Source organism: Bacillus sp. 7884-1 (assembly GCF_002272245.1).
Taxonomy (GTDB): Bacteria; Bacillota; Bacilli; order Bacillales; family Cytobacillaceae; genus Neobacillus.
Window position 1 is genome coordinate 1 of record NZ_NPDD01000217.1, and the last position, 12539, is coordinate 12539.

10 protein-coding genes and 2 pseudogenes are annotated in these 12539 nt (G+C 35.0%); 5 read left to right on the forward strand and 7 right to left on the reverse strand.

Features of this window, described 5'->3' with window-relative positions; all coding sequences use genetic code 11:
• Positions 1-827 precede the first annotated feature (827 nt).
• The 3 genes and pseudogenes from CHI06_RS23515 to CHI06_RS23530 form a co-directional block, all read right to left on the reverse strand.
• Positions 828-1260 (reverse strand): annotated as a pseudogene (locus CHI06_RS23515) (lysine 2,3-aminomutase); the annotation flags it as partial.
• 686 nt (positions 1261-1946) lie between these two features.
• Complete coding sequence (locus CHI06_RS23525; RefSeq protein WP_095250997.1) at positions 1947-2186, reverse strand: DUF4279 domain-containing protein; 240 nt, start codon at positions 2184-2186, stop codon at positions 1947-1949.
• Positions 2187-2606: 420 nt separating this feature from the next.
• A complete protein-coding gene (locus CHI06_RS23530; RefSeq protein ID WP_142301012.1) occupies positions 2607-2981 on the reverse strand; it encodes a hypothetical protein in 375 nt (124 codons plus the stop codon).
• 714 nt (positions 2982-3695) lie between these two features.
• On the opposite strand from CHI06_RS23530, the pseudogene CHI06_RS23535 reads away from it, so the two are divergent.
• Positions 3696-3892: pseudogene (locus tag CHI06_RS23535) on the forward strand (transposase); the annotation flags it as partial.
• A 23-nt stretch (positions 3893-3915) separates the two neighbouring features.
• On the opposite strand, the gene CHI06_RS23540 reads toward CHI06_RS23535, so the two are convergent.
• Positions 3916-4119, reverse strand: a complete 204-nt coding sequence (locus CHI06_RS23540) for a hypothetical protein (RefSeq protein ID WP_095250999.1) — start codon at positions 4117-4119, stop codon at positions 3916-3918.
• A gap of 548 nt (positions 4120-4667) precedes the next feature.
• Here CHI06_RS23540 and CHI06_RS23545 point away from each other — a divergent pair.
• From CHI06_RS23545 to CHI06_RS23550, 3 genes are all read left to right on the forward strand, one after another.
• Positions 4668-5426 carry a BsuPI-related putative proteinase inhibitor gene (locus tag CHI06_RS23545; protein ID WP_095251000.1) on the forward strand — a complete coding sequence of 253 codons (759 nt, stop codon included), beginning with the start codon at positions 4668-4670 and terminating at the stop codon, positions 5424-5426.
• A 284-nt stretch (positions 5427-5710) separates the two neighbouring features.
• On the forward strand, positions 5711-5884 hold the full coding sequence (locus CHI06_RS30005) for a hypothetical protein (RefSeq protein WP_179292753.1): 174 nt from the start codon (positions 5711-5713) through the stop codon (positions 5882-5884).
• Between the two features lie 877 nt (positions 5885-6761).
• Positions 6762-6911: a hypothetical protein gene (locus tag CHI06_RS23550; RefSeq protein WP_257009428.1), complete on the forward strand. Its 150-nt coding sequence runs from the start codon at positions 6762-6764 to the stop codon at positions 6909-6911.
• 80 nt (positions 6912-6991) lie between these two features.
• On the opposite strand, the gene CHI06_RS23555 is transcribed toward CHI06_RS23550, so the two are convergent.
• Positions 6992-8362 carry an LVIVD repeat-containing protein gene (locus tag CHI06_RS23555; protein WP_373558165.1) on the reverse strand — a complete coding sequence of 457 codons (1371 nt, stop codon included), beginning with the start codon at positions 8360-8362 and terminating at the stop codon, positions 6992-6994.
• Between the two features lie 352 nt (positions 8363-8714).
• Here CHI06_RS23555 and CHI06_RS23560 point away from each other — a divergent pair, with 352 nt between their 5' ends.
• Complete coding sequence (locus CHI06_RS23560) at positions 8715-9611, forward strand: tyrosine-type recombinase/integrase (RefSeq protein WP_257009433.1); 897 nt, start codon at positions 8715-8717, stop codon at positions 9609-9611.
• Positions 9612-10404: 793 nt separating this feature from the next.
• On the opposite strand, the gene CHI06_RS23565 is transcribed toward CHI06_RS23560, so the two are convergent.
• The gene (locus tag CHI06_RS23565) at positions 10405-11160 is read right to left on the reverse strand and encodes a glucosamine-6-phosphate deaminase (protein ID WP_179292754.1); all 756 of its coding nucleotides are present in this window, start codon (positions 11158-11160) and stop codon (positions 10405-10407) included.
• A 92-nt stretch (positions 11161-11252) separates the two neighbouring features.
• A complete protein-coding gene (locus CHI06_RS23570; RefSeq protein ID WP_179292755.1) occupies positions 11253-12257 on the reverse strand; it encodes an asparaginase in 1005 nt (334 codons plus the stop codon).
• Between the last annotated feature and the right edge of the window lie 282 nt (positions 12258-12539).

Genomic DNA, 12539 nt, shown 5'->3' on the forward strand with positions numbered 1-12539 from the left:
CACATAAAATAACACTAAATGCGACGCGGTTATGTCTGTTCCTTTTTATCAATTTGATTTTCCCCCTAATATTTGCTTACATTAAGACTTGCATTAAGACTTGCGTTCAGGGTTATATTTTTTATTGTTGTAGATGAACACCATCTTTCTATGTATAGATTTGATCTCTGACCTTTTCCCCCCTTGCATGAAAATGAATATAATTCTAATTGTACATCCTCCTTAAAAAGTAGAGTATTGGGGAATTTCACTTTAAACAATTAATAAATTTTTTATTACTTTAATACTATAAAATGTCATTTAATCCATATTTTAATAGAATTTTCGATTTTTTTTTAGAATAACGTTGTGTGAATATTATAAATTTTCACTTAAAATTCGGGGGAATATGTAAATTTCTCGTAATTTTTTTAGAAATACATTTAAAAATAATAGATTAAAATAGGAAAAAAGTTCTAGGTTGATTTTCCAGTTAAAAAAACCTTGATAACACATCATTTACCAAGGCTCAGCATATAGTGGTTCACCTACATGTTAACTTGAAAAATCAAAGTAATTTCGCTTTAATAATTTTGGGATTTTCATTAATTCTACAAAGTCTATTTTTTTCCGATTTGCTTTGTATTTATTAAAAATAATTGGTCTTCTATCTCTCTTGTGCTTTTTTCATCTTAATAGGTCATCTGACAGTTAAGACATTTAATAGTTGGTGACTCAATTCCAATAGCTCTCGTTCCGTCTGGAGTTCCCAAAAAACAGTACTAACACTTTTCTCTATAAAAGAACCTTCGCACCATTCGCATTTACCTTCCAAATCTATCACCCTCCTATTCTTTTCCATGTGATGTCTCTATAGGTAAATGGTTTTTATCGACTTCTTTAGTTTCCTGGGCCTGAAATTTCTTTTCTTTTAACTCATCCCGTTTTTCCCGCTTATCCTTTAAGGTAGTATGGACTGGATTTTTTTCATAATCATGGCGGCGATTCATTCTTGATAAACCTTCAGGCACCAAATTAAATTACTTGTCATTCATTAAACCTGCAATTCCTGTGTTTGACCGTTTATTTTCCATATCTGGATAAATTTCTTTGAAATATTCTTCTGATCTTCCAGGAATATAGTTTTCAGGTTCCGGATAAGTTGTAATTACACCTTCAAAGTTTCTTAACACTACTTTATTTGTGCTTTGAGAAATAAGGTAGTTTGGCTGCAAGGCGATTTTTCCTCCACGGTGCATCGACAACGAAGGTAGGGACTGCATTTTTTATAATAAGTATAATTAAAAATAGATTTATAGGTTGATATGATGCATTTTATATAAAAATAAAAACAAAAAAAGAACCACTATTTACATCAGTAGTTCAGGTTGATTTGATTTAAAATGATTTTGTCATTGTCCAATATACTAAAACAAAAAATATACTTGGCGATTGGGGCTTACATTATTATTTCGATTAGAATAGATATTTATTAATTTAATATAGTAATACTCATTTACATTTGATTTTATAAACTTATGTAAATCTTTATAAAGCAATTTTTTCTGTAAATAAATATCAGCTTCCGAAAATTGAGTATATCCAGTTAATTTTCCACTTTTTAAAAAATCCATAGCACTAATAAATTGTTTTTCATCATTTTTTGGTAATAGAAAATTATTTTCAGCCAATGTATGTATTGAGTTTTGTATGAGAACCACTGAAAAATATAAAAACAAACAAAATGATCAAGTAAGGTTTCATCATTTATGACACTCCTTTTTTGAGGATAGGGTGTCCTTAAAGTTGTTCAACTATCATGCATTTAAGTTCAAATAGCCATCAAAATAACCGAATACATACAAGTAATGATATAAACTTGTATATTTTCGGCTTATTAGGATTGTACGAAGTGAAAGAATAGCTTGTAAGCATCATATTTTTTAACAATCTTTTTAATAAAATCTTTAGAAGGTTGGAAGAGTGTACAGCAACTTCTCTAAAGATGGATACAAGTTGTCGTATCCTTCATATTCTAATTGATAGCTCCAATAAGAATCCTGCATTTTCTTGTTTTTTATTATTGTTTCACGTTTTCTTTTTATTTCAGAAGGTATGAAGTTAATATTTCTCGTTATTTCATTAGAATCTAAATCAACCCCGCGAATAATAAAACTTAAGTAGCCTCCGGTAAAAGTCTCATCCATTGCCGATTCACTTCCTAAAATAAAAAGTCTAAATTTGTTCCTCTTTAATATATAGGATAATTTTTGTTAAACTATACTCCTGTCTATTGTAGTTTAAACAATAAAACCCTGAAAATATAATACATATGAATAAAAAGGTATATTTTTACGGTTTGTTTAGATCCTTGGTTCTGCTATAAACGCTCTCGTTAGCTAACGAACAGTTTAGTTCCATAGACCATAAATTCCCCCAATAAAGATTGTTTTCCGCGTAAAATTTCAATTTCAAGAGTAGATCCGTTGGAATTGTACTCATTGGAATTGGTGGCTTTTTCAATGCCTATTCCCCTTATATTAAATTGTTATCAAACAAATACTGGCGTATGATTTTTTTCACGACTTCGCTTTTATTACCGCTATTGATACTAGATAGCACTTTGGCTATATCATAATATCAAAATAACATCCCATAGACTTAGTACCCTTAAATAGACTAGCGATTAATTCAGCTGAATCAATATTGCTAGTTTCAATTTCATTCGAAATGATATTACCTTTCATCCTAGCTCTATTGACAATAAAGCTTAATTCCTCTATGGATTGTTCTAAAATAGTTGAATCCTCGCCCTCATACTTCCAGCCACTTTTGCCTCTTCCGTTAGACTTACATCCACTTTTGACTAAAATAACTCGCAATGTATGTTCTGAAATTGATAGTGATTTCGCCAATTTTTTATATGATTTTTCTAATGTCAATTCCAACAATTCTCTTAATGTTATTATTTCTAACAATTCCAATAATTCTTTTTCTTGCACTCTCCCTCTCCCCTTTACTGTTTTTTCAACCTGTATAAAATGTCGCTTGGTATAGCGCTTATAGAAATAAAAGATTTTGGCCTCATTTCCAAAACTCCCACCATTTTTTCTTTTTTTCTTGACGCTCTTCAAATGAAATATTCAACTCTTTGCATTTTTTCTGTAATTTTTCAAAGTGTTAGTATTACTTGATACCCCTCACCCTCTCCTCTTGCAAGAAAAAAGAGATGTAGCAATCCACTATCTTGTGGTTCCCCTAGAATACGTATTAAAGCATTCTTTATATTATGAAAATTAGGATTGCGTCTTAATTTTTTTTATTTCTTTACAAGTAATGTTCATCAAAATTCCTCCAATCTATTATTAATTCTTAGTTTATAATCGGAATATGAACAAATGATGAACATGAAATTACATTTGGCGTGAAATTTAAATGATTTTTGAGAAGATGGTTTCATCTAGGGTATCTAAAAAAGCTGAGATGTATGTAGGCAGATAAAGATTGATTCTAAAACTAAAAAGCAACAAATATACCAGTCTTTGTGCAATGTATAAAAATTCAGCGACAAAATGTAATTGACAAAAAAATAAAGAAAAGCCCCAAGCCCTTGTCTACCAAGGATTTGAGGCTTCTCAAAGCGATGACCTGTGTGGGACTTGAACCCCCGACCCCTTCCCTGTCAATTTTCCAAACTATCTGTTATTCAGTATTTTTCTCGTCATGTCTGGGAAGGCATAAAGAAAAGGTTAGATTAAATCGCCTATCTAAATCGGGTAAAATGCTTTATAAATTTAGAAAAGAAAAAGTGGAGCGAAGCTTCAAAGACTCAAAAGAGCTGCATGGGCTTCGCTATTGCCGGTTACGGGGAATTAAAAGCGCAAGTGAGCAGGTTCTTCTAACTGCAGCTTGACAGAACAAGAAAAAGATTGCGACTCACCTAGCCAAGCACTGCATCATGTCTAGTACCATGCTTTGCTTCGTTTGATTCCGCCATGTTATACCCGAAATCATGCCCAAATAAACGGATGTGTCATTCATCGGGAGTAAGGCGAAGTGCAGAGTATCTCGTTTCGATTTTCTGATAAAGGTAGTCTTACCGCTACAAGAGAGTCCAACCATTAAGTTAAGAGTTTCCACGTAATTCCATCTCCTTTTCTTGAAACAAATGTACAGCAATGTTTTTGAATTAAACTGCAACGTTACTTGAATAAGAAAGGGGCTTTACTCCCTATTGAAGTAAAGCACTATAGTTTAAGTAAAGAAACCTTTACAATCTCTTATACACTTTAACATAATCCAATCTAATTAAATGTATTGTTCTAGAATCTAACTCATTACAAAAAGACGCCTTATTAAAGAATGGCCCCCTTTAATTGAATAAACCACAAAATATTTTTGCTGTTCGAATGGAGGAGAAAATGTAACTAAAGCACCCTTTAACAAGAATCATTACTTTTATAATATATCTTTTCAGAACTTGCATTAACGATTTCTCCATTGAGCAAAATAACTGAAATTAATAGCGAGGTTAGTCCATGAAAAGAATCCCATTTATATTCATTTCCTGTTTGTATCTTTTATCTATTTCCTCAGTTAAAGCAGATACAGTAAATTACAACAACATATCATTCAGATGACAGGGGTCTATGGATTTTTTCGGAGAATAAAGGAAAAAGGAGACCAATATGCGAATACTTCTATGTGTGATCTTGCTTTTCTTTCCAGTTGTAATAAAAACGGATGCAAACGGGGTGAACGATTTGGATTACACATTTAATATGATCCCGACAGCTGGTCCTGAAATGGCGGAACTCGAAATGATCCTAAAAAACGAGGGAGAAATACCGCTCCACTTTGAATTTCCTACTTCACAAATGTTTGAAATTACAATTACCGACCAAACTGGTTCAGAGGTTTATATTTATTCAAAAGGGAAGTATTTTTTACAGGCATTTCAGACCATTAGTGTAAATCCGCATCAAACCATTAAAAGATATGAAAAATGGAACTATCAATTCAAGGGAAAAAGGGTTCCTCCTGGAGAATATACTGTCAATGCTATGTTAAAGCCGACCAGACTAAATGATGAACCCATCCAAAATCGTACGAAGCTATACAGTACTCAAAAACTGTATGTTCCAGAGGAAAACACTACCTTCAGGTTTGTAAAGGTGGCAGGCACCAAAGGAGATTATGTTATTACAGGAGAATTCAGGTCAACAAAAGGTATATTTTATTATTCGGTTGAGGATGGCCATGTGGAGTACATGAAAGTAAAACAGGTTGTTGGTAATGGGAAGCAAGAGTGGAAGCCATTCAAACTTCATATTCAAATTCCAAAAGAGAAACTTTCTTCTAATGGTCCATTAATATTGAATCTTTATGAACGGGATAAAGAAGATAAAATCACTAACCATTACCCATTGATTTTAGAAAAATTTTAATATGAAAAAGCGGAAGCAACGACGCGGGTGCTTCCGCTTTTCTTATTCCAATCTAAGTAATCTGATCAAGCTCTTGTTGCATTTGTTGGAGATGTGCTTGCTCTGCTGCCTATTTTCAACGTTTATTAGACTTTTACGGTGCAACTTTTTTTATAAAAACCATTGATTTTCCTTCGACGGAAATATGTGTTTTGAGTAAACTTTTTTCGAAAAAAAGTTCTACTATTTAACGTAAGAAGTAGGGATTGCCATTAATGAATAAAACAATTGTTGGTGAGTAGAATGTGTTTTGGTACAGATACTTGGACATCGCACACTTTGACTTATCAACCAAAGAACATATCAAGATTGTCACCAAGCCTATTCCAGTAGTTGGAACAGTGATGGACTGCTTAGAGTATGACACAAGCCTAAGAGGTAATTGGGAAGGCTTTGAGAACGATTGGGCATGGGAATAGGAGAAAACCCTTTTACCAGATTATTAATCTGGATAGCATATGTAAGAGTGTCTACTGACTAATAGTAACTTGACAGGCAATTGGGTGCCTTAGAAAAATCATGGTATTAGTAAATCTTCAATTAAGAAATGATTTATTTTTTTTTTATATCAGCCAAAACCTTCTTTGCCGCCATAGCCTCTCTCAAAAGCTTTGGTCTACAAATCAAGCGCCAACGATATTTTAAGGATAATTTTAGAAGGCAGCATTTCCAAATGGACATGGACCGTTCCTAATTTCGTTCGGAATCGAATGGCATTCCGAACTATCTTTTGCCAGTTTAATTATACAAAAATGTACCCTATCATAGACTTTTTTGTGTCTACTCTATAGGGTACATTTTAATTTTTCATCCTGTTTTGACTTTAAAACTTTGAAATCTGCCGAAAGTTTAAAATGTTTAAGCTGCCAATCAACTATAATTGGTGAGAATCAAGTTAAATTGTTTTTCTCAAGCATTGATTTTATTTAGAACAGAAAAGCTTTTAGTCTATCCTGTAGCGATTTCACTAATGTAAAAAAAGTTTCAGCAATAGCGCCCTTTAGTGGATTAACATGACTGGAGCTTTACAACATCAATAAGAAAAAAAAAGAAAAATCCTGTTTAAATTAATACATGCTTTTGATCAAACTTTATTACTAATTTTCAATCTTTATTATAAACGATCAGACTTTATGATATTTAATTAAACTTTATTCAAAATCCACTATTATGCTTAAATCCTCATTAAGCTTTTTACGCCAGCGAAAATCTTTAACGGAGAAAAAATAGAGGTGAGCAACTATAGATAAAAATCAATTACTTCAGCGCGAGTCATCAACAAAGAAACCAAAATACATGACAATCCCATCTGTAAAAGTTGCGGATGTCTTCGGAGTAAAGCCAGAGGAAGTCGAACAAGGACTCGAAGAACTAGTTGCAGATGGATACCAAAAACAGTCAAAGTTGGACAGCCCGCCTTATAACGATATATTTCTGCTGCCTTGAGAATGTAAAAAAGCACATTCCAAAATGGGAATGTGCATTGATTATATTATTTTGGTATTTTATTAACCTTTATCTTTTTACTACTCCGCCAATGCTGGTGATGATTGACCTCCGGCTTTTTGCAAAACCTTCAAGCCGGATCCTATATCAGATGCCAAAATATAGTTCCGGTCTACAAAAACTCCCCAAATATTTGCTCTGCTTGGGATATACATACCAGTTTGTTGTGGTGAAGATGGATCGGTGATATCGACCGTTCTAACTCCACCAGAATAATGTGAAAGATATAATGTATTTCCATGCACCTTTGGATCATGGACAGTAGCTCCATTAGGAATCGTTTCGGTAAAATCCGTCCTAAATGTGCTTAATAGCTTTGGATTGGTTTTATCTTTAATATCATAAATCATCGTATATCCATAAGCAGATTCGAATCCTTCTCTTTTTGGGCCGAATATTTCCCTAGTCTCAACCAGGACAGTTCCGCCTTTTGCAAGATCCATGGAATGTGCTGCTCCTTGAACATCAGAAGCAAAGTCTGTTCTTCCGAGATATACTGGATTTTTCGCATCACTTATATCTAGCATAATGGTTCCTAAATCCCAGTAAGAAAGGAAAGCTGTTTTTCCTGTTACATCTGTTTTTACACTATGGGCAAATGCGACACGCTTTACTCCTTCCTCATCTGTCCAATTGTAACCATCATAATTTTCATCGCTGACTTCAGGTATATAGTCACGTGGATTAAACTCATAAATGGTTTCCGGATTAGTAGGGTTGGATACATCAACAATGGAAACATCCATTTTTTTGCCATGCGAGTAATAGTCAGCATAGCAATCAGCTGTCAGAACATAAACATTATCTCCTTGAACGGTTAAATACAGCTCATGGGTACCCCTTGCTCCAGAAGAAGGTGATTCCCAGAAACCGAGCTTTTTAGGTTCACGGGGATTTGTTACATCATATAGCACAAAACCGCCCTTTGAATTTGGATCTTTTTGATCCATCTTTTGTACACTTACAGCAGCCAAATCTCCTTTGAAGTGTTTAGTGTTTACGGTTTTGACAATTACTTTTTCTTGCCAAGTACCTTCAATATCAGCAAAGGCTGAAACTTCAACAGGGTTAGAAGGATCCTTCATATCAAAAACTCTGACACCTCCCCCTCCGCCATTAGCTCGGTGCGTTCCTAAATAGGCAAACCCTTTATAGGCATATACATCCCCTGTTGAGTTTTTTACACCTTTTCGGATTTCTTTCAAAGGAACAGCCGCCACTTCCTTGAGATTGCCAGTATTCTTACTACCTTCAAGCAATGGGACAGCCAATTCCACACCAGCAAGGTTATCGCCTTTTTCAACTCCTCCCCCAATTTCATCATGGGCTAAAACGGAAGCTCCTCCTGCTGAAAATACTAATGCTCCTGCCAATGCAGTTTTCACAAAAATTCTTCTTTTCAGTGTAATTCCTCCTGTCAAAAAATTAAAATAACCAATTATGTACAAGCATCTTGGTCTCACACTATAACTGTCTGAAAGAAAATTTTCGAGACTGTAAATAGTGTAATTTAAATTATAATGAATATTCTGTCATTTTCATATACACTAGATTTCCTAATGTTTCTACATAAAAAGACATTCCCACCTTCATTCTTAATAACCAGAAATTTTTGGAAAATATGAGGTTTACACTATAACTAACTTGTTTATCACTAGGTCTTTTAACCCTCATCAAGACAATATTACTAGGCACCTTTCTATTAGAGGAACCTCTTAAATACTGTTATCTTCTAAAATTGTTATAACTTTTAGCGAGTATTTGGACTATTGGCTTGATAATCATTCAAAGTCAAATACTGCACCAAGAACTCATGAAAATTATCATTACATGATTACACAACATATAAAGCCCATATTAGGTCATATTAAAATTTCTAAGTTGCAATCATCACACCTTCAAGAGTACTATGCTCAAAAACTTAGCGGCGGTAAATTAGACGGAAACGGTCTTTCAGCTCAATCAGTGAAACATCATCACAGGTTAATTTCTAAAGCCTTAAAAGATGCGATGAGATGGGAATTCATAATTAGAAATGTAGCAGCAGTGATAACTCCACCAAAAACAAAAAAAGTGGAAATGCAGACATGGGATAATGAACAGGTTAAAGCCTTTTTGGAAGCGGCTAAAAGTTCTCCCTACTTTCCAATTTATTTCACTGCCATTAATACAGGGATGCGTCGCGGTGAGGTCTTAGGGGTGCGGTGGCAGGATATTGACTTCGATAATAAAGTGATTTATGTAAGACAATCCTTACAGGAAGTAAAAAAGGTGGGATTGACCTTTAAGGAACCTAAATCAGGTAAAAGTAGGTCTATAACAGTTACCCCTACTTTTACAAAAGAAATGAAAAAAGTCTATAAACAACAATTAGAAAATAAACTTTTATTTGGCCAAGCGTACCATGATTTAGATTTAGTCTTTGCTCAAAAAAACGGTAAACCAATCCAACCAACCGAAATGGCAAGAAACTATCTCATGGTAGTTGAAAGCTGTGGCTTGCCTTATATAAGGTTTCACGATTTAAGACATACCCATGCTACTTTATTGTTACAACAAGGGGTACATCCAAAGGTTGTCTCCGAACGATTAGGTCACTCAACAATTGGTATAACGATGGATACGTACACACATGTCTAACCAAATATATAAAAAGAAGCCGCTCACCAATTTGAGCAACTTATTAAGTAATTTATTTAAAATTAATTCCTTGTGACCAATATGTGACCAAAGAAGATATTTTTTAGTATTCAGCTAGCGAAATCTTCCTTTTTAACCTTAAAAAAATTCCTCAAAAACCTTTATATATCAAGGTTGGCGGGACTGCGTGGGAATCGAACCCACCAGACCTGGCACGCAGGTCTCAAGCAGTTTTGAAGACTGTGGGATAATATCCGGTTAATTATTCCGGTCACTCTGCGTGCAATATCAACGTTCAAACAGGCGGTTAAACAGTTTTAGGCCCATCACCGTTACAGTTTCCGTTCGACCTTTACGGTTTTATTATATTTGAAAGTCGCTGGTATCGTCAAAGTTTGGCAATCTCTAAGGCCAACGATATGTGCAAACTTAATCGTGCATACGCACCTCATCAGATTCAATCCGATTCCCTTTTCCGAATAGGTTCAGAATTGTGGATGAAGAGAGTAATACTTTCACCCCCATTAGCGATTAGTAACCTCAAACCCGCCTTTAAGCCTGATTAATGGATTTCATGTCCTTGTTCATTCACTAACGAATTTAACCAATTCCATATTACTAAAATCTGAATTCCTTGCTTCATCACTATCCATTCCAGCTAATCAATGTGCTTATCTAACCAATTACAAAATTCAAAGTGTTTAACCCAATATTTTTCACCCGCAAAATTTGATCGGCTGAGATTATATCACTTTTAAAAAGACAGAATCAATACATGATGATAAAAACATTATCATACCTCATTTGAACTTTCATAAAAGTGTTCAGGTATCCTGCTTGCAGAAGCTTCATCCAATATAATTGTTGCATTCATATGTAATTGAAGAAATGAAGCCGGGACTTTGGTTGTCACTGGGCCTAAGAAGCTTTGAGCAATTATGTCTGCCTTCTTTTCACCTGTCGCAACCAGGACAATGGACTCAGCTCTTAAGACAGTGCGTAAACCTACTGTGATGGCATGGGTAGGGTCCTTTTCTGAATTCAATCCTGAGAATTTTGGACGATTTTCTTCATCTAGCTTTACCACATAAGTAGATGACGGGATAGCATCTGCTGGTTCAATAAATGCGATATGCCCATTCAGTCCCAGCCCCATTAGCTGCAAATCAATGCCTCCTAAATCTTTCAGTAACTTTTCAAAGTTGCGGCACTCTTCCTCCGCGTCCATGGTTCCACTATTTGGAATAAATGTCTTTTCACCAGAAACACCCAAGCCAGAAAATAAATGTTTTTTCATGTACATTCGGTATGTTTGATCGTGATCCGCCGGCAATCCTAGCAACTCATCTGGATTCACAAATTTTGCACGTGAAAAGTCAATTTGTCTATTCTTTGATCGTTCTATCCATTCCTGATAAATCCCCAATTGAAGCGGCGTCGAACCCGTTGTCATCCCTAAAACGGAGTTAGGCTTCCTTTCAATTTGCCTTTCAACTATATCTGCAACAAATCCAGCAATTTTTTCCTTTTGAACGATTAAAATTTTCACAACATCCACTCTTTCCATTAGTTACTGGCCCTACTTTAAAATAACAGTTTACTAACTTCCTGATTGTTCACCTCCCCAAACTATGAAAAAATTTAAATTTGGTTAAGATGAAATGCAATTTTGTTTTCACCCACTATTTTGTGATTATCATTGTACACAGAACAAGTGGCTAACTGATGCATACGCTCAATTGTTTCAGAATTCTTGTAATTAATTTGTTCCAGTATCGCTGCAACGATTAGAGGCCAACTTTCCTCGGAGCCATCTTCTATTTTAAGGGAAACACCTAACCGTTCTTCCTTCAAACCGAGGCAATATACCCCTTTTGCTCCTCCCTTGGCGACAATGTTTCGGTCTTGAAGCAGTGTCGAGCAAATTTGCTTACTTCCTCCTACCATCGGATAGTTATCATTCATAAGCTGACAAATTTTTCGGATCGCTGTTTGCAGCTCTATATCATCAAGTAAATCCGGACATGCCATACGAACATAGGATATCGCTAGCTGTTTAAGCGGTAGGGCATAGACTGGAACACCGCAGCCGTCGACCCCGCTCTCAATTTTGTCCATCGGATAGTCTGATAATATAGAAAGATGCTGGAGAATTTCTTTTTGAACTAGATGATTTTTTTCCCAATAGTTTTCCTTAGAAACTCCTAATAGCTTGGCTAAGGCCATCATTCCAAAATGCTTCCCAGCACAATTATGGTAGATTCTCCGTTCAGGTTGATTTTTCCAAATCAATTCCTTCCTTGAATCTAGATTCAAAGGATATGTAGGCAAACATAGTAAGTCATGTTCCGTACATTCAATTTTTTCTGCTAATGACTGAAGGGCTTCGACATGATAGCTTTCTCCCCTATGTGAAGCAACAAGCAACGTACTCTCTTTCGGGGTTAAATTAAAAGCTATATCCACTTGCCTACGAAACGCGGGAATTGCCTGAATCGGTTTAACAGCAGAACGATAAAATGTCATGGATTCCACATTACCAAAGAAATAACGAACGGATCCTTGATCATCTACTACACAAATAGAACCGCGATGAACATTTTCTAATACCTCTCCACGATACTCGTTAATTAATACTTCAGACATGATTTGCATCAACCCTTTAAACAAATTTTAGTAGACTTGAAAACTATTGTTTCACCCCTTATATCTACACCTATTACCTTAGCTTTCTAAAGAGGTCAATGGTTTTTTCTGCATCAATAATCCCTTGTGTTTCACTGTTTATAAATGAAATTTAGGGCATGTGTCCAGTTGGTGTCCACTTGAAACACCTCGTAAGAATTTCATTTAGAATTTACATACTTATTTTCGATCTGTTCTCCGTAGTTAATACCATTATCCCTCCAGGAGGACACTTACACATCC